At 64.2% G+C, this 18,186-nt stretch carries 18 protein-coding genes; 11 read left to right on the plus strand and 7 right to left on the minus strand.

Going from position 1 to position 18,186, the window contains the following annotated elements:
- From RDM88_RS06690 to cls, 3 genes are all read left to right on the plus strand, one after another.
- On the plus strand, positions 1-257 hold a 257-nt coding region (locus tag RDM88_RS06690), incomplete at its 5' end, for a hypothetical protein (RefSeq protein ID WP_308754096.1).
- A 16-nt stretch (positions 258-273) separates the two neighbouring features.
- Positions 274-1,287, plus strand: a complete 1,014-nt coding sequence (galE, locus tag RDM88_RS06695) for a UDP-glucose 4-epimerase GalE (protein ID WP_308754097.1) — start codon at positions 274-276, stop codon at positions 1,285-1,287.
- A gap of 138 nt (positions 1,288-1,425) precedes the next feature.
- On the plus strand, positions 1,426-2,976 hold the full coding sequence (gene cls / locus RDM88_RS06700; protein ID WP_308754098.1) for a cardiolipin synthase: 1,551 nt from the start codon (positions 1,426-1,428) through the stop codon (positions 2,974-2,976).
- Positions 2,977-3,037: 61 nt separating this feature from the next.
- Here cls and RDM88_RS06705 read toward each other — a convergent pair whose 3' ends face one another.
- From RDM88_RS06705 to RDM88_RS06715, 3 genes are read right to left on the minus strand one after another with little or no spacing between them, the layout of a single operon-like run.
- On the minus strand, positions 3,038-5,434 hold the full coding sequence (locus RDM88_RS06705; RefSeq protein ID WP_308754099.1) for a hypothetical protein: 2,397 nt from the start codon (positions 5,432-5,434) through the stop codon (positions 3,038-3,040).
- On the minus strand, positions 5,409-6,308 hold the full coding sequence (locus tag RDM88_RS06710) for an ABC transporter ATP-binding protein (RefSeq protein ID WP_308754100.1): 900 nt from the start codon (positions 6,306-6,308) through the stop codon (positions 5,409-5,411). The genes RDM88_RS06705 and RDM88_RS06710 overlap by 26 nt, the downstream gene beginning before the upstream one ends.
- Positions 6,301-6,678: a GntR family transcriptional regulator gene (locus tag RDM88_RS06715; protein ID WP_308754101.1), complete on the minus strand. Its 378-nt coding sequence runs from the start codon at positions 6,676-6,678 to the stop codon at positions 6,301-6,303. The genes RDM88_RS06710 and RDM88_RS06715 overlap by 8 nt, the downstream gene beginning before the upstream one ends.
- Before the next feature lie 312 nt (positions 6,679-6,990).
- On the opposite strand from RDM88_RS06715, the gene pyk reads away from it, so the two are divergent.
- Complete coding sequence (gene pyk, locus RDM88_RS06720) at positions 6,991-8,742, plus strand: pyruvate kinase (RefSeq protein WP_308754102.1); 1,752 nt, start codon at positions 6,991-6,993, stop codon at positions 8,740-8,742.
- A gap of 63 nt (positions 8,743-8,805) precedes the next feature.
- Positions 8,806-9,720: a class B sortase gene (locus RDM88_RS06725; RefSeq protein WP_308754103.1), complete on the plus strand. Its 915-nt coding sequence runs from the start codon at positions 8,806-8,808 to the stop codon at positions 9,718-9,720.
- Positions 9,721-9,766: 46 nt separating this feature from the next.
- Here RDM88_RS06725 and RDM88_RS06730 read toward each other — a convergent pair whose 3' ends face one another.
- The 3 genes from RDM88_RS06730 to pduL form a co-directional block, all read right to left on the minus strand.
- On the minus strand, positions 9,767-10,504 hold the full coding sequence (locus tag RDM88_RS06730) for a DUF1638 domain-containing protein (protein WP_308754104.1): 738 nt from the start codon (positions 10,502-10,504) through the stop codon (positions 9,767-9,769).
- A complete protein-coding gene (locus tag RDM88_RS06735) occupies positions 10,501-11,826 on the minus strand; it encodes a sodium-dependent transporter (RefSeq protein WP_308754105.1) in 1,326 nt (441 codons plus the stop codon). The genes RDM88_RS06730 and RDM88_RS06735 overlap by 4 nt, the downstream gene beginning before the upstream one ends.
- 89 nt (positions 11,827-11,915) lie before the next feature.
- Positions 11,916-12,488 carry a phosphate propanoyltransferase gene (gene pduL / locus RDM88_RS06740; RefSeq protein ID WP_308754106.1) on the minus strand — a complete coding sequence of 191 codons (573 nt, stop codon included), beginning with the start codon at positions 12,486-12,488 and terminating at the stop codon, positions 11,916-11,918.
- Between the two features lie 149 nt (positions 12,489-12,637).
- Here pduL and RDM88_RS06745 point away from each other — a divergent pair, with 149 nt between their 5' ends.
- Complete coding sequence (locus RDM88_RS06745; RefSeq protein ID WP_308754107.1) at positions 12,638-13,210, plus strand: uracil-DNA glycosylase; 573 nt, start codon at positions 12,638-12,640, stop codon at positions 13,208-13,210.
- A gap of 137 nt (positions 13,211-13,347) precedes the next feature.
- On the opposite strand, the gene RDM88_RS06750 is transcribed toward RDM88_RS06745, so the two are convergent.
- Positions 13,348-14,568, minus strand: coding sequence for a BTAD domain-containing putative transcriptional regulator (locus tag RDM88_RS06750; protein ID WP_308754108.1), 1,221 nt, complete (start codon positions 14,566-14,568; stop codon positions 13,348-13,350).
- A 270-nt stretch (positions 14,569-14,838) separates the two neighbouring features.
- Between RDM88_RS06750 and RDM88_RS06755 the strand changes: the two genes are divergently transcribed.
- The 5 genes from RDM88_RS06755 to RDM88_RS06775 form a co-directional block, all read left to right on the plus strand.
- Complete coding sequence (locus tag RDM88_RS06755) at positions 14,839-15,765, plus strand: transglutaminase-like domain-containing protein (RefSeq protein WP_308754109.1); 927 nt, start codon at positions 14,839-14,841, stop codon at positions 15,763-15,765.
- 19 nt (positions 15,766-15,784) lie between these two features.
- Positions 15,785-16,852 carry a type II secretion system F family protein gene (locus RDM88_RS06760; RefSeq protein WP_121586571.1) on the plus strand — a complete coding sequence of 356 codons (1,068 nt, stop codon included), beginning with the start codon at positions 15,785-15,787 and terminating at the stop codon, positions 16,850-16,852.
- Between the two features lie 13 nt (positions 16,853-16,865).
- Positions 16,866-17,192: a hypothetical protein gene (locus tag RDM88_RS06765; protein WP_308754110.1), complete on the plus strand. Its 327-nt coding sequence runs from the start codon at positions 16,866-16,868 to the stop codon at positions 17,190-17,192.
- Positions 17,193-17,221: 29 nt separating this feature from the next.
- The gene (locus RDM88_RS06770; RefSeq protein WP_256152627.1) at positions 17,222-17,719 is read left to right on the plus strand and encodes a DUF4860 domain-containing protein; all 498 of its coding nucleotides are present in this window, start codon (positions 17,222-17,224) and stop codon (positions 17,717-17,719) included.
- The coding region (locus tag RDM88_RS06775) for a hypothetical protein (RefSeq protein ID WP_308754111.1) at positions 17,716-18,186 on the plus strand (471 nt) is incomplete at its 3' end. The genes RDM88_RS06770 and RDM88_RS06775, both read left to right, overlap by 4 nt.

Below are 18,186 nucleotides of genomic sequence, written 5' to 3' on the forward strand. Positions count from 1 at the left end.
TGGTTCCTTTCTTGGGCGATCAAGAAAGGAACTCGCTGTCGGTCGACTACCGACATGCTCCAACGCTCGATGAGCGGAAAATCCAGAGTGATCGCCGCCGGTCGACTACCGGCAGACTGGGCGGCAAATCCCCCGGCGGAGCGTCAGTTTTGTTGCGACTTTATGGAGGATTGTTGCGTGTTTTATTCAGCGCATTGACAGCGGTACCCGCGCCGACTATACTGAAATTACAGAAAACGACATCCATCCAGTTATGATAAGGAGTGATCGCACATGTCAATTTTAGTCACCGGAGGCGCCGGCTACATTGGGTCCCACACCTGCGTGGAGCTGCTGAACGCGGGCAAGGAAATCGTCGTGCTGGACAACTTCGTCAACTCCAAGCCCGAGGCGCTCAAACGCATCCGCCAGATTACCGGCAAGGACTTCAAGTTCTACGAGGCCGACCTGCTCGACAAAGCGGGCGTGGAGCGGGTGTTCGAGCAGAACCAGATTGACGCGGTCATCCATTTCGCGGGGCTCAAGGCGGTTGGAGAATCCTGCCGCATCCCGCTGCGCTACTACCACAACAATCTCACCGGCACGCTCGTCCTCTGCGAGGTGATGGCGGCGCATGACTGCAAAAAGATCGTCTTCTCCTCCTCCGCCACCGTCTACGGCATGGAGAACCCCGTCCCCTTCCGTGAGGACATGCCGCTGCCCCACGCGGCCACCAACCCCTACGGCACCACCAAGCTCTATATCGAGCAGATTCTCACCGACCTGTGGAAGGCCGACCCCGCGTGGAGCGTCGCGCTGCTGCGCTACTTCAACCCCATCGGCGCGCACAAAAGCGGCCTGCTCGGCGAGGACCCCAACGGCATCCCGAACAACCTCCTGCCCTACATCGCGCAGGTGGCGACCGGCAAGCTTGAGGACCTAGCCGTCTACGGAGACGATTACGAGACGCACGACGGCACCGGCGTGCGCGACTACATCCATGTGGTCGACCTCGCGGTGGGCCACCTCAAGGCGCTCGACTACGTCCTCGACCGCACCGGCGTGGAGGCGATCAACCTCGGGACCGGGCACGGCTACTCGGTGCTCGACGTGCTCCACGCCTTCGAAAAGGCCTGCGGCAAGCCGATCAGGCACCACATCGCGCCCCGCCGCCCCGGCGACATCGCCAACTCCTACGCGGACGCGTCCAAGGCGAAGGAGCTGCTCGGGTGGACGGCCGAGCGGACGCTCGACGACATGTGCGAGGACAACTGGAATTTCAGCAAACAGAATCCCAACGGGCTTTGAGCCCTTCCTGGGAGGCGGCGGAGGCCGCCTCCCCCTTTTTTGTCCCTTTCGTCATCTTCTTGATATTCATGGGGAAAACTGCTATGATGTGACTTGTTTGAAACGTGTTGGCCCTGCCGGAAAAATCGAGGGATGTTTATGCCAAAGAAAAAACAAAAGATGCATGCAAAATCCGTGTTCAGCCTGCTTTTCGGCAAGCTGTCCATCGTCATCCTGCTGATGCTGGTCCAGCTTGCGATCCTGCTGGCGGCGGTCATCCTGCTGGGCGACCACTTTGTGGCCGTCTACGGAATCCTCACCGCGCTGAGCGTCACAATCGCGGTCTGGCTGGTCAGCAAGGATGAAAACCCCGCCTACAAGCTGGCGTGGATCATTCCCATCCTGATCTTCCCCATCTTCGGCGGGCTCTTCTACCTCATGTTCGGCAACAAGAGCATGCCGAAGAAGCTCGCCCGGCGGATCACGCTGGCCGAGAAGAGCGCTCCCCGCGTGCTCGCGCAGGACGCCTCCTGCGTCGAGGAGCTGCGGGAGGCGGATCCCGACCTGGCCACCCTCTCCGACTACATCCTGCGCACCACCGGGTCCCCCCTCTGGAAAAACACCCAGTCGGAATACCTGCCCATCGGTGAAACGATGTGGGCGCGGATGCTCGAGGAGCTGCCCAAGGCCAAGCGGTTTATCTTCATGGAGTATTTCATCCTCGAAGAGGGGGTCATGTGGGAGCCGATCTTCAAAATCCTCCGCGAAAAGGCCGCGGAGGGGGTGGACGTGCGCTTCATGTACGACGACATGGGCTCGATCATGACGCTGCCCTCCAACTACGCGGCCAAGCTGCGCAAGGCGGGCATCAAATGCGCGCTCTTCAACCCCTTCCAGCCCCACCTCAACTCGATGATGAACTACCGCGACCACCGCAAGATCACCGTGATCGACGGCAACGTGGGGTTCTGCGGCGGCATCAACATCGCCGACGAATATATCAACGACTACGAAAAGCACGGCCACTGGAAGGACACCGGAGTGCTGCTGCGCGGGGACGGCGTGTGGGGGCTGACCGCGATGTTCCTCTCGCTGTGGAATTTCACCGTCCCGACCGACAACGATTTCGCCCGGTTCCGTCCCACCCGCCCCGAGCCGAGCGACGGCTTCGTGCAGCCGTTCGGCGATTCCCCGCTCGATCAGATCAACGTCTCGGAGGAGACGTACATGCAGATCATCAACCGCGCCACCCGCTACGTCTACATCACCACCCCCTACCTCATCCTCGACAGCGAGATGGTCACCGCGCTCCAGATCGCGGCGCGCAGCGGGGTCGACGTGCGCATCATCACCCCCCACATCCCCGACAAATGGGTCGTGCACCAGACCACCCAATCCTTCTACCAGCCGCTGCTCAACGCGGGGGTGCGCATCTATGAATACACCCCCGGCTTCGTCCACGCGAAGATGTACGTCTCGGACGACAAGGTCGCGATCGTCGGGACCGCGAATATGGACTACCGCAGCTTCTACCTGCACTTTGAGTGCGGGGTCTGCTTCTACCAGTCGGGCGTCGTCTCCGACGTGCGGGACGACATCGTGAAGACCTTCGACAAGTGCTTTGAAATCCCCCGCGACTACATCAGGCACGTCAAGCTGTGGAAGCGAATCGTGCGCGCCTTCCTGCGTCTCTTCTCCCCGATCATGTAATCGAACGAAACAGAGCGGCCGCCCCCGAGGGGGCGGCCGCTCTGCTTTACAGGAGAGAGATTTACGGCTGATCGGGAATTCCGTAGGGGTATTCGATCCGCAGGCGCAGGTCGTCCGGCAGGCGGGAGAGCGGGACCATGACCGCGGTCCCCGTCGGCTCGCCCTCGAACCAGAAGTTCGTGAAGACGACCGGCTCGGTGATGTCCCAGTTGGCCACCGCGGCCTTCGCGAGCGTTTCGATGTCCGCCGGGTCCTCGAAGAGCGCCTCTCCCGACCCGGCGCGGGCGGCCTGCGCGACAGCGACACCGCCGGCATGGGAGACCTCGACGTCCTCCCCGGCGTAGTCCAGCGCGAGCGCCTCCGGATTCTCGGCGTAATACCGCCGGAGCTCCTCGAGGCTCTCCTTCATGTAGCCGTAGTCGTTGGCGGTGAACTCCGCGTGGTAGGGGACGACCTGGCGGATCGCGGATTCCGAGGCGGTGTAGTAGCCGTTCCCGGTGACGCCCGCGGCGTAGCAGGCGCTGAGATCGGGCGCGATCTCCTCCAGCACCCCTTTCCCCGCGAGGAAATCACGGGTGCGGGGCGTCCGGTCGGTCACGTAGAAGATGCCGTCGGCGCTCGCCCGCTCCGCCCCCTCGGGCGGCAGCTTCGCGGTGAATTCCACCCGTGCGATAAATTCGCCCGACGGGTGCAGGAGGTCCTCCGTCGTCTGCTCCAGCAGGTCCTCCCGCATCGCGTCGAGCAGCGCCTGCGAATCAGCGGCGGGCCAGACCTTTTCGACTGTTCCGCCGCCGAACGCGTTGGAAACCGTCCATTTGGTGATGTCGCGGCCCCGGTCGAAGAAGGCCGGGTGGGTCTGCGCGAGCAGGTCGGGACTCGTCTCCAGCGGGACGAGCAGCCTGGCGGAATAGCTCCCGGAACCGTCGTACCGCCGGCTCAGCGTCCGCCCGTTTTTGAGGGTGTAGGTGATCGAAGTGCCGGCGTGGATGAACTCCTCGCCCGGCTCGAGGGCGATCCCCTCGTAGGGGCGGTACCGCTTGGCGATCACATCCCGGTGGAACGCCTCCACCGCCGCGAGGTCGTCCGGCGACGAGAGCGCCACCTCTGTGTAGCTCTCGGCGGCCCGGCCGCTCTCCTCCCCATCGCCGGGGATGGGGTCGGGCTCTACCCGGTAGACGGAGATCTCCCCGCCGAACCGGCCGGTATAGCTCAGCTCCACCCGCGCAACCTCGTCCGGCGCGGGCACGCGGCCCTCATAGCCGAACGCGCCGGTCAGCGGGACGAGCGAGACGAGCACGACGCCGGCGACCATCGCCGCGCCGAGCGGCAGGCTGTGCGCGAGCGTCTTGAAGCCGCGGTTGAGGACGACCTCGGCCACCGCGTAGGCAAGCGCGCCGATGAGCGCCGTCCACAGCAGGAAATCGGTCGGCCCGTGGTTGGAGGAGCAGGCGATCAGGCCGGCGGTCACGCCGCAGACCGCGGTGCCCGCCAGCTTGACCAGCACCTGCAGGACGCCGCGCGAGGAGGTGGTCTCCGCGACCTCGGTCCTGCGGCGGCGGTAGACGCGCACGGCCGCCAGGAAGATGAGCAGTCCAAGCAGCAGCCAGACGAGCAGCGCAAGATTCGCGCCCAGCAGGTGGTTCGGCCCAAACAGCCTGATCACGGAGGAGGCGCCCCGCGTCCCGTCCGCGACGGCGAACCGCTCGAGCATCAGCGTCACAGGGGAGAGCCGGACGACGAAGGTGAGGGAGTCCCTGCCCGCGCTCCAGCCGAAGAGGAAGAGCTCGGTGACGGCGAGGCCGAGCGCCGAAAGGACGGGGGCGGCGAGCAGCAGGGTCCCCGACAGCACGAAGGTGTCGAAGACGGTGCCGACACAGACCGAGACGAAGGTGGTGACCGCGTAGATCGCGAAGCCGCAGATCATCCAGCCGAGCGCGTCGAGCCAGAGGCAGGCGGCCACGCCGGGCAGGAAGCCGAATTTTGCGGTCTGGACCGCCATGATGAAGAGGTTGGAGACGATGAGCGGCAGCCCGACGATCGTCATGCCCACGGCGGCGTTGGCCGTCAGGAGCATCCCGCGGGAGACGGGGACCGCGTGGTAGACGTCGGACGCCTTCTTGGAGTGCATGTAGCTGTTGAGCACGAGGGCGAGGATCATCGGCGCGAGCAGCGCGATCATCGTGAAAAAGACGATCGACACGCCCGCGAAGTTGCGGCCGAGGCCCTCGAAGCTGTAGAAATACATCGGGTTTTGGGCGAGCATCTCAGGCGCGTACGTCTGGAGGCGGGCGATCTCGGCCGGGTCCACCTGTTTAAACGCCTCAAGCGCGAAGAGCAGCGGGTAGCAGACCGCCACAAGCGCGGAGTAAAGCCAGAGATAGCCCCGGTTGCGGCGCAGGATGTCCCGGTAGAGCTCACAGAACCGGCCGGGCTTAGAAGAGGATGTTGTTGTAGTCATATCCGACCGCCTCCATTTCATGAATGAATACCTCCTCGAGGGTGAGCGGGACCCCTTCCGCGAAGACGGCGCCCTTCCGGAGCAGGCAGTCCGACGCCTCGGCGGAATTCCCCCGCACGACGAGTGTCACGAGGCTGCCCGTGCGGGCCGCCTGCATGACGTCGAGCTCCGAAAGCGCCGCGTCGTCCATCCCCTGCGGAAAGGCCGCGTGTACCTTGCAGAAGCCGAGCTTGAGCTCGTCGATCTCCCGCTCGAAGAGAATTTTGCCCTGGTGCAGAAGTCCCACGTGGTCGCACAGGTCCTCGAGCTCCCGCAGGTTGTGGCTTGTGATCACGACGGTCATCTCCCGCGCCGCGATGTCGTCAGACAGGAGCTTTTTCACCGCGCCGCGCATCACCGGGTCGAGCCCGTCGAACGCCTCGTCGAGCAGCAGCAGGTCGGGTTCGCAGGAGAGGGCGAGCAGCAGCGCGGCCTGCCGCTTCATCCCCTTGGAAAAGGCGCCGAGCTTCTGGCGGGGGTCCAGGGGGAAAATTGTGCAAAGTTTTTTGTATTTCGTGTCCGAAAACCGCCTGTAAATTTGTTTATAGAATGTGGCCATCTCTTCGAGGGTGCTCTGCGGCAGGAAATACAGGTCGTCCGCGACGAAAAAGATCCGCTCCTTGACCGCCGTGTTCTCGTACACCGGCTCCCCGGCGACCGTAATCTGCCCGCCGTCGGGCATGTAGACCCCCGACGCCAGCCGCAGGAAGGTCGATTTGCCCGATCCGTTGGACCCCACGAGCCCGTAGATCGAGCCGGCGTGGATTTCGGTGTCGAGCGAGGAAAGCGCCGTGAAATCCCCGAAGCACTTCACGAGCGACTGCGCCTTAATCATGGTCCGTTCCCTCCTCATATGCCGCTTCGACCGCCCCGAGCGCCTCTTCGCGCGGAATCCCCGCGCGCCTGCCCTCCGCGGCGGCCTCCTTCAGTTTTTCCAGGCTCTGCCCGCGGAGCATCCGCGCCGCCGCCGGGCCCGGCGATACGAAGCTGCCCCTGCCCGCGACGGAATAGATGACGCCGCTGCGTTCGAGCTCCTGATAGGCCTTCTGCACGGTGTTCGGGTTGACGCCCAGGTCCCGCGCGAGGCTGCGCACGCTCGGGAGCTGCTCGTCGGGCGCGAGCGCCCCCAGCGACACCAGCTCGGAGAGCCCCCGGACCAGCTGCTCGTAGATCGGCTGGCGGCTCTGCAAATCAAGCGACAGCACGGTTCCACCCCTTTCGGTCGGTCAATTGTATTGTCTGTATTAAAACGATTAGTACAGTCGTAGCTTACCACACCCGCCCGGAAAATGCAAGGGGAAATTGCAGCTTTTTCCGAAAGAGGGCGTTTTTAAAGGTTTTATGAATTTTTCCCAATCCATTTGACACCCGTAAAAATGATGGTATACTTTAGGGAGATATGATCTGAAATTGCTTCCTGACGGCGGGCCCGCCGCGCCGGATTTTCAGCCGCAGGCCCGCGTGGGCGCTCTTCCGGGTCCCTGTTTTTTTACACTGAATCACGAGGTGGATTGCTTTTGAGGAAAACCAAGATCGTCTGCACCCTCGGCCCCGCGTCCGACAGTGAAGAACGGATTCACAGCCTGATCTGCGCCGGCATGGACGTCGCGCGCTTCAACTTTTCCCACGGCTCCCACGAGAGCCACAAGGCCACCTTCGAGCGGGTCAGCCGCCTGCGCGAAGAGCTGCGCCTGCCCGTCGCAACCCTGCTCGACACCAAAGGCCCGGAAATCCGCCTCGGCGTTTTCAGGGGCGGGAAAGCCGAGCTGCACGCGGGCAGCCATTTCACGCTGACCGCCGACGAGTGCGAGGGGGACGAGACGCGCGCGTCGATCACCTTCCCCGGGCTCGCCGAGGACGTGGGCAAAGGGGACACCATCCTGCTCAACGACGGCGCGATCGAGCTGCGCGTCACCGGCACCCACGACGGCGCCATCGACACCGAAATCATCAACGGCGGCGTCATCTCCGACCACAAGGGGGTCAACGTCCCCGGCGTGCGCCTCTCGATGCCCTATATCAGCGAGCGCGACCGTTCGGACATCCTCTTCGGCGCGGAGACCGGCTTCGACTTCATCGCCGCCTCCTTCGTCAGCCGGGCGGACGACATCCTTGAGATCCGCCAGCTGCTCGAGCGGCAGGGCAACCAGACCATCCGCATCATCGCAAAGATCGAGAACGCGGAAGGGGTCAGGAACATCGACGAAATCCTGCGCGTCTCGGACGGCATCATGGTCGCGCGCGGCGACATGGGCGTGGAGGTCCCCCTCGAGGACGTGCCCGTCTTCCAGAAGCTGCTGATCAAAAAGTGCTACAACACCGGCAAGATGGTCATCACCGCCACCCAGATGCTCGAGAGCATGATCCACAGCCCCCGCCCCACCCGCGCAGAGGCCGCCGACGTGGCCAACGCGATCTACGACGGGACGAGCGCGGTGATGCTTTCGGGCGAGACGGCCGCGGGCGACTATCCCGTCGAGGCGGTGCGCACGATGGCGCAGATCGCCGAGCGCGCCGAGCGGGACATCGACTACCGCAAGCGCTTCTGCTCCCGCTCGAACGAGCGGCTTCCCGATATCACCAACGCGATCTCCCACGCCACCTGCACCACCGCCTACGATCTGGGCGCGGCGGCGATCATCACCGTCACCTGGTCGGGCACGACGGCGCGGATGCTCTCCAAATACCGCCCCGACATCCCGGTCATCGCCTGCACCCATGAGAAAGCCACCTACTGGCAGCTCGCCCTCTCGTGGGGGGTCACGCCGCTGCTGTGCGACGTCAAGGAGAGCACCGACGACCTCTTTGCCCACGCCGTCGCAAAGGCGAAGGCGGCCGGGTATGTGCACGACGGGGACATCGTGGTCATCACCGCGGGGGTCCCGCTGGGGGTCAACGGCACCACCAACCTGCTCAAGGTCCACGTGGTCGGCGACATTCTCGTCGCCGGACAGGGGGTCAACAAGCGGTCGGCTTTCGGCAGGCTGTGCGTCGCGAAGACCGAGGAGGAAGCGCTCAAAAACTTCAGCGACGGCGACATCCTCGTCATCCCCCAGACCTCCAACACCCTGCTGCCCATCCTCAAGAAGGCGTCCGGCATCGTCACCGAGCGGGGGGGCCTGAACTCCCACGCCGCGATCGTCGGCATGGCGCTCGACATCCCCGTCATCGTCTTCGCGGAGAACGCGACCTCGATCCTCAAATCCTCCTCCGTCGTGGAGGTCGACGCCTCGGCAGGTACGGTCAGCAACCGCACCCGGACGGAATAAAACGCTGGCAATGCCCCCCGCGGGGCGTCACGATAAATGAGTCTACGATAAAGGAGTCTGTATATGAAACGCTTACACCTTTCCAACCGTTTGATCGCGCTGTTCCTGGCGATTGCCATGCTGCTCACGATGGCGGCCTGCGGCGAGCGCGCAAAGCCGGGCGAGGACGAGGGCCCCTCCTCCTCTGACGTCTCCTCCCAGCCGAAAATCCCGGCGTTCATCAACCCCTTGGAGGATGTCGACCTCACCCCCGTCGCGGAACCCGTGGCTCCCGAGGGCGAGCTTCTTGAAAACCTCAACAAGGCCTACAACATCAACAACGACGTCGTCGGCTGGATCCGTGTCCCCGACACCCTGATCGACGACGAGGTGCTTCAGTACGTCTCCACCCCGCCCCAGCCCTCCGACAACCTCTACTACGAGCGTAAGGACATCAACAAGAACTACAGCTTCTACGGCTGCTACTGGGCGGACTATGAGAACAAGATCGGCAACCGCAACGAGCTCTCCCAGAACACGATCATCTACGGGCACAGCATGTCCGACACGATCAGGGACGACCCGGAGCAGGACAAGTTCACCCAGCTGAAAAAATACCTCGACATCGAGTGGGCGAAAAAACACCCCTACATCTACTTCTCCACCGCCGAGGACGATATGACCTGGAAGGTTTTCGCGGTCTCCTATGTGGACACCAAGCTCTCCTACAACCTGCCCGAATATAAGGATCAGAACTTCAACGAGCTGATCGCGGAGCTCAAGGACCGCTCCCAGTTCGACATCGACGTCGACGTGACTCCCTCCGACAAGATCCTGATCCTCTCCACCTGTACATATCCCACCGGCTACTCCAACAAGGCGATCGACGAGGCCACCAAGTTCCTCATCTGCGCCCGTCTGGTCCGCCCGGGCGAGTCCACTCCCGACACGATCGAGATGGCCGTCAACCCCGACCCCAAGAAGCCGCAGTACAACTGACCGCATATCAGAAAGGGCCCGCAGGCAAAGCCTGCGGGCCCTTTTGCTATGCTTCCGCCTTAAAAATATCCTCCCGCCAGCTCGGCGCGACAGCCTTCCCGGGCGGGCAGAGGAAAAACCGCGTTTCGTCCCACTCCCCCGCGAGCAGCGCGTCGAGCAGTCCGGCCCCGCCGGGGACCGCCTCGAACCGCCAGCCGTATTCCCCGGCCGCCTCGCGCGCGCGGCGGGCGTGCGCCGGGCTCGGGCAGGCGGGCGGGTCGATGTAGACGCAGGCGCCGTAGGCCGAGATCCACGCGTTCTCCTGCTCGAGCAGCCACGCGGCGTTGTCGGGGCCGTAGCGTTCGGCGTATTCCCGCAGCTTTGCGTCATACCAGGCGCGGGAGGGGGTCTTCGCAAAGTCGAGCCAGCCGGGCGTGTACCAGTAGATGCCGTCCCGGCTGTGGAAGTAGTCGAGGTAGCGCCGCTGGGAACCGAGCAGGATGCCGATGCAGTCGTCGGTGCGCGGCAGCACGAGGGGCAGCCGCCCGGCGCGCACCCCCGCGAGCCCGCCGCCGCACAGCCCATAGCAGAGCACGACCGCGTCGAGCCGCTCCCCGGGCGGGGCCTGCGCGTCGGCGCGTTCGATCTCCGAAAGCGTCTCCCGCAGGCGGCGGCGCAGCTCATCGGGCGTGTCGTGCAGCCCCTGGGGAAGCCAGTGCGTTTCCACGGCGCTGCGGCTCTTTTCGGCCGCGGCGGTAAGCTCCCGGCGGAACACCTCGCAGGCGACCGCCGCCAGCCTCGTCATCCGATGCCGCCGTAGGCGACGCCGAGCACCACCACGGCGGCGGCGAGGAAGACGTAGAGATATTTGGCGAGGAAGTCAAAGCCGCGCACAAGCGGCTTTTCCCTTCCGGTGGTCAGCTCTTTTTTGATGGCGGGCAGTCCGAGCACCCAGTAGATCATCACCGCGCCGAGCACCGCGCCGACCGGCACGATGTAGATCGTGATGACGTCCATCCAGCTGCCGGTATAGGGCTCGTACTCAATGAAGAGGCCGACCGCGAAGACGACCGCGCCCGTCAGCAGCACGGCCGGGGTGCGCCCGAATTTGAACTGCCGCTGGACCGCCTCCGAGCAGACCTCCAGCATGTTGATGAGGGAGGTGATCCCCGCGAAGAGCACCGACAGGAAGAAGAGCACCGCGAAGAGCCGCCCGGCGGGCATCTGCGCGAAGACCTTGGGCAGCGTGATGAAGATGAGGGGAGGGCCCGCCTGCGGGTCGAGGCCGAAGGCGAAGACCGCCGGGATGACCGCCATGCCCGCGACGAGCGCGGCGGCGGTGTCGAGCAGGGCGGTGAGCGCCGAGGCGCGGGGGATGTCCTCCGATTTGGAGAGGTAGCTTCCATAGATGATCATCCCCGAGCCGGTGATCGACAGGGAAAAGAAGGCCTGTCCCATCGCCATGACCCAGGTGGTGGGATTGAGGAGCGCCTCCCACTTGGGGATGAAGAGGTATTTGTAGCCCTCCGCCGCGCCCTCCAGGAAGCCGACGCGCACGGCGATCACGAGGAAGAGGATGAAAAAGGCGGGCATCATGACCTTGTTGACCTTTTCGATCCCTTTGATGATGCCGCTGACGAGGAAGAGCACGGTCAGCAGCACGACCGCCAGGTGCCAGGGCACGCTGCCGAACCGCCCGGTCGCCTGCGAAAAGTAGGCGTCCGACGCGGTGGAGAAGAGCTCCCCGGTGGCCGCGCCCGCCATCGAGCGCAGCACCCAGCCGACGATGACCGCGTAGCCGATCGCGATGCCGAGCGACCCGAGCAGCGGGAACGCGCCGAGCAGTCCCCCGCCCCGCCTGCCGCGCGAACGCATCGCGTAGTCGTAGGAGCCGACCGGGCCGGTCCCGGTGAGCCGGCCGAGCGCGAACTCGCCCGACAGCCCCACAAGCCCGAAGAGCGCCACGAAGAGGAAGTAGGGGATCAGAAACGCCGCGCCGCCGTATTTCCCCAGGCGGTAGGGGAACATCCAGATGTTCCCCATACCGATCGCCGAACCGACCGACGCCAGGATGAACCCCAGACGGGTGCCAAAGGTGCCGTTCGGATTTTTGTTTGGTGCATCCATCTCATAATCCTCCGATCATTCTGTTTTTTCCCGCGCGGGACAGAAAAAACCGCGGCAGGGGTCCTGCCGCGGTTTTCGGCTGCGAAATCTTACTTGACGACCTCGCCCCAGACCTCGCCGGAGCAGCCGGCCGCGTTGGCCTCGTCGGTGTCGATGTGCATCGCCGGGCGGAAGCTCGGGCTGACGCGGATGACCACGTCGCCGAAGACGAGCGCGCGGCCGGGATTGTCGATCCTGACCGAGACGATCTCCTTGTCCTTGACGCCGATCTTTCCGGCGGTCTCGGGGTCGAGGTGAACGTGGCGCTTGGCCGCGATGACGCCCTGCTTGAGCTCCACCTCGCCGCACGGACCCACCAGCTTGCAGGGGGCGCTGCCCTCCACGTCGCCCGACTCGCGGACGGGCGGGGTGACGCCGAGCGTGCGCGCGTCGGTCAGCGCGATCTCCACCTGGGTGGAGGGGCGGCAGGGGCCGATAATCGACATGTTCAGCGTCTTTTTGGGGCCGACCACGTCGACGCGCTCCTCACAGGCGTACTGTCCCGGCTGGGAGAGCTCTTTCTTATAGTGCAGCTTGGCGCCTTTGCCAAACAGCGTCTCGAGATCCTCCTCGGTGACGTGCAGATGGCGCGCCGAAGTCTCAACGATAAATCTTTCAGACATTGATGTTCCTCCATTTTGTGAAATTTTTTTACCATGTTTATTTTACGCCCTGCGGCGTTTTTTTTCAAGTGGCTTTGTTGCTGATTTCCGCTCCAATCTGTGCTATAATAGATACACTTTGCATATTCTGCCGCATGGGAGGGTCCGGAATGTATGAGAATTTCGACGAGCTGCGCGAGGCCGCGCTCGCCTGCCGCAACTGCAAACTCGCCGAGACGCGCCACAACGTCGTCTTCGGCACCGGCAATCCCGCCGCCAAGCTGATGTTCATCGGCGAGGGCCCCGGTGAAAACGAGGACCTCCAGGGGGAGCCGTTCGTTGGGCGGGGCGGGCAGCTGCTCGACCGGATGCTCACCCATGTGGGCTTTTCGCGCGAGCGGGACGTCTACATTGCCAACATGGTCAAATGCCGTCCGCCCAAAAACCGCGACCCCGAGCGCGACGAGCTGGACGCCTGCATGGGCTGGCTGCGCAGCCAGGTGCGCCTTATCCGCCCCAGAATCATCGTCTGCCTCGGACGGGTCGCCGGCTGCGCGCTCATCGACCCGGGCTTCAAGGTCACCCGCCAGCACGGCGAGTTCTTCGAAAAGAACGGCACCGTCATGATGGGCACCTTCCACCCCGCCGCGCTGCTGCGCAACCCCGCCAACACGCCCGGCGCCCTCGATGACTTTGTCCGCCTGCGCGCGAAGTACGACGAGCTCTCTCAGGGGAACTTTTGAAAAAGTTCCCCTGAAAACCCCTCAAAATATTTGGTGCAGGCGGGCCGCCGCCCTTCGCCGCCGCATACCGTGAGACAAAAAGGCGGCCGCCCGGAGGGGCGGCCGCCTTGGTATGCAGTTTGCCGGGTGGGGGTCCCTTACATGATGGGATCGAGGGGCAGGAGCTTGCTGTGAATTTTGACGAGCTTGGAGGGGTGCTCGGCGCGGAAGCGTTTGACGATACGGTCGAGCACCATCGAGCCGTTTTCAAAGGTGACGGTCGGCAGCATGAGCACATACTGTGTCGCGGAGAAGCGCGAGACGATGTCGCCCTTGCGCAGGCTGTTGCGGACCGTCTCGAGGAGCTGCTTCATCGTCTTGCCCAGCAGCTTGATCTCAGGCACGCCGTCGTGCATGTCGGTCACGGTGAGCAGGCCGATGAAGATCGACTGTCCCGTCCGCGCCGCGCTGCGCGCCTCGACGCGGTACATGTTTTTGAAGACCTCGTATTCGCAGTAGTAGGCGCCCTTGACGAGGTTGGACTCGTTGAGGTCCTCCTTGATGACCTGCAGGTCGGTTTCCACGCTGTTGACCGTCTTGCTGATCTCGCGGTAGAGGTTGCGCAGGGGCTCGCTCGGGCTGACCCCCAGCTCGCGGTAGAAGAGGTCGGTGACGTAGTTGTAATGGGAAAGGGCCTGCTGCTGCTTGCCCTGGTGGATCATTGCGTCGATGAGGGTGATGTGCGCGCGCTCCTCGAACTGGTCGATGATGATCGCCTTCTGGGTGATCGTCTCGATCATCTGATAGTCGCCGCGCTTCTGAAGCAGCTGGCAGGCCTCCTGCACGCACTTGAAATAGAGCGCGTGGAAATAGGTGCTCAGCGGCACCACCCACTCCTCGAAGTGGGAGCTGTTCAGGAAGTCCCCCTTGTAGAGGTCGAGCGCCTCCAGGTAGATCCGCAGGCGTTCCTCCTCGGTCAGGTTCTTATTGGCCGCCTCGCCGTAGAGCCGCTCGAACTCCTCCGCGTCAACCGTGCAGTTGAGGCCCTCGTTCCACGAGTAGCACCCGTGCTCATAGACGATGACGCTCTTCGCAAAGGGGACGTTGTTGTTCACGAAGAGGGTGCGGATGCGGTAGACGAGGTTTTTGAGGGCGTTCGCGGGCTGCTCGCTGTCGTTTTCCGACCAGAGCACCCGGATGAGCTCCTCGTTGGAGATCGTTTTGTGCCGGTAGGCGATCAGGTATTCCAGCAGACTCCAAACCTGATGGGTCCGCGCGGAGGAATCGCTGATTGTGACTTCTCCCATCGTGATATTGAAGCCGCCCAGCATCTCAATCTGAATCGGGGAACCGTCGTAGTTTGGTACGCGTTCTGCCATGGATGTTCTCTCCTTATGTCGACATGGAGGGCATCTGCCCATCATTTGGAATTTCCAGCAATTTCCCGTTAATATCCAAGTTTCTCCTGTAATAACTATAACAATTTTTTTCTGAAATTACAATTAAAACTTTTCTTTTCTTATTCCGTGATGTATAATAAGTATCAAACAATCTCGAAATTTGTAATATTTTGAAAAAATGTGACTGATTGCCTGTCATTGTCCGCGCGAAAGACGTTTCCGGCGCGGGAAGAAAGGAGGCGGGCCGTCGTGCAACCGATCTTCTGCCGGCTCGGGCAGCGCGTCCCGCGGCTTGTGCTGCTGCCGGCGGTTCTCGTTCTTCTGGCCGCGCTGAGCGCCCTGCCCGCAGCAGCCGCGGCGCCCGCCGGGACCTATGTGCGCACCCCCACCGCGCCCGGGACCGTCGTCCACGGCGGCTCCAAGGCCGGTTTCGACGCCTCCAACGCCTCGCAGGGCTATATCATGGCCTGGTACGGCGGGTCCGCGGACAAGGTGAAGGTCCAGATCACGGGCGGCGGGAGCACCTATACCTACAACCTCAACACGGCGGGACGCAAGGAGGTGTTCCCGCTCACCATGGGGGACGGGTCCTACACCGTGGCGATCTACGAACGCGTGACCGGCAACCAGTACGCGCTCGCCTACAGCAAACAGATCTCTGTCAAGCTGGAAAGCGCCTTTCTGCCCTTCCTCTATCCCAACCAGTATGTGAACTTCTCTGCGTCGAGCCGGACGGTGAGCGTCGCCGGCACCCTCGCCGCCGGCGCGGCGGATCAGCTCGGGGTCGTCACAAATATTTACAACTATGTCATCAGCCACATCACTTATGACAGTTACAAGGCGGCGAACGTCCAGTCGGGCTATCTGCCGTCGGTCGACAGCACGCTGGCGGCCGGGACCGGCATCTGCTTCGACTACGCGGCGGTGATGGCCGCCATGCTCCGGTCCCAGCAGATCCCCACCCGACTGGAGGTGGGGTACGTGTCGGGCGGGACCTACCACGCGTGGATCAGCACCTACATCGCCGAGGTGGGCTGGGTGGACGGCATCATCCAGTTCGACGGCAAGAGCTGGAAGCTGATGGACCCCACCTTCGCCTCCAACGGGGGAAGCAGCCCGGAGATCATGCAGTTCATCGGCAACGGGGCCAACTACCAGATGAAATACCGGTATTGACAATATAAGGGGTGACATCATGGGCAACCAGAAAAACAGGCGGGCCGTCGAAAAGCCGCTTTCCCCGCGGGAGCTTTCCGCCTTCTGCGCGCAGCTCGCGATGCTCGTCCGCTCGGGGATCCCCGCGGCGGAGGCCATTTCGATCATGCGGGGGGACGCGGGCGGCGGCCCGGGCGGGGAGCTGCTCGCCGCGATCGGCGAGCGGCTGGAGGACCGCGCCGCGCTCGGCACCGCGCTGGCGGAGGCGGGGGTATTCCCGCGCTACTTCGTCAGCATGGTGGAGATCGGGGAGAGGTCCGGCCGCCTCGACGAGGTGCTCGACGCGCTGTGCGCCTACTATGAGCGGGAGGAGTCGGTGTCGGAGGGCATCCGCAGCGCCGTCGCCTATCCGCTCGTCATGATCGTCATGATGGCGCTCGTCGTCGGCGTGCTCGTCATCAAGGTCCTGCCCGTGTTCAGCGAGGTCTTCGTGGAGCTGGGCGGCGGGGCGTCGAGCTTTGCCGGACAGGTCATGCGCCTGGGCGCCGCCTCGGGGCGGATCGCCATCGCGCTGACCGCCGTCGTGCTGCTGCTGCTCGCCGCCTACCTCCTCATGCGCGCCTTCCCGGCGGGACGCGCCGCCCTCTCCCGGTGGAGCGCGGTCTTTCCGCTCACCCGCGGGATCTCGGCGCGCGTCGCCTCGGGCCGGTTCGCCTCCGCCATGGCGATGATGCTTTCGAGCGGGCTCGATTCCGACCAGTCGCTCGACATGGCCGTCCGCCTCCTCGACGAGGGGCCGATGCGCCGCAGGGCGGAGCGCTGCCGCGAGCTCGTCTCGGGCGGGGCCTCCTTTGCCGACGCGGTCAGCCAGGCGGGCATCTTCCCCGGCGTCTACGCGCGGATGGTGTCGGTCGGCTTTTCGACCGGCTCCGCCGACATGGTGCTGCGCAAGCTCGCCTCCCGCTACGAGGAGGAGGTCGACGCGCGGGTCGCGCGGATGCTCTCGGTGCTCGAGCCCACCCTCGTCGCCATCCTCGCCGTCGTGGTGGGGATCATCCTGCTGTCGGTCATGCTGCCCCTGATGGGCGTCATGTCCTCGATCGGCTGACGGGAGGCGCGTGATGAGACGCTTTGTTTCCAAACGCCGCCGTCCGCTCGCCGGACTCCTGCTCCCGGCCGCCGCCACCCTGGTGATCATCGCGTTCGCCGCTTGGGGGGCCGACTCCGTCTCGGAGGCGGCGCGGGAGGAACAGCTCGGCGCCGTCCGCCGGTCGGTGACCCGCGCGACGGTCCACTGCTACGCCATCGAGGGCTCCTATCCCCCCAGCCTCGACTATCTTGAGGAGCACTACGGGCTCACGGTCGACAAGGCCCGTTATTCCATCCACTACCACTGCTTCGCATCCAACCTGATGCCGGAGATCGACGTGATTCCCCTGACGAAATGAACCTGGACTTCACGGGAAGGGAGGCCGCCATGAACATCCGTTTCCAGCCGCGCAGGCATGTGATCGACCTGCTCTTCACCCTCGCGCTCTTCTGTGTCTTCGCCGCCTCTGCCCTGCTTGTCGTGCTCATCGGCGCGGACGTCTACGAGTCCTCCGCCCGCGGCATGGACCGCAATTTCGATCTTCAGACCTCCCTGCACTATGTCGCCGCGAAGGTTCGCCAGTGCGACGCGGCGGGCGCGGTGCGCGCGGGGGAGCTGGGCGGCGCGCCCGCGCTCATAATCGAACAGGAGTTCGGCGGCGAGGTCTACCGCACCTATCTCTACGCGTGGGAGGGCAGCCTCTGCGAGCTCTTCACCGGCATGGACGACCCCTCCCCCGTCGACGGGACCCCCATCACGAAGGTGCCCGCCTTTGAGGTGGAGCAGGTGAACCCGCGCCTGCTGCGCGTCTCCTGCCCCGATGCGGACGGGCGGGACGCGCAGCTCTATCTCTCGCTGCGCAGCGGCAAGGAGGGTTCGGCATGAGACAGCCCCGCACCCATTCGGGATCGAGTCTCTTTTTGATGGAGCTGATCCTCGCGATCCTCTTTTTCTCGGTCGCAAGCGCGGTCTGCGTGCAGCTCTTCGCACGGGCGCACACGGCGAGCGAGCAGAGCGCCGCGCTCAACCGCGCGGTGCTGGCCGCCGAATCGGCCGCCGAGGCGTTCAAGGGGGCGGCCGACCTCGACGAGGCGGCGCGGCTCACGGGGGCGCATGCCGGGGACGCGCCCGGCGTCCTGACCGCCTGGTACGACCGGGTGTGGAACCCCTGCGCCGAGCGGGACGCCCGCTACCGCCTGGACATCCTGATCCACGGGCCGGAGGGCGGCGGGTCCGCCGGCGGGTCCCTGCCCGGCAGGCCGGGCGGCCTGTGGGAGGCGGAAATCACCGTCGGCAGGACGGCGGGCGGCGCTTCCGAAGAGCTTTACCGCCTGAACGCGCGGCGGTATCAA

The organism is uncultured Anaerotruncus sp. (assembly GCF_902490045.1).
GTDB lineage: Bacteria > Bacillota > Clostridia > Oscillospirales > Ruminococcaceae > Anaerotruncus.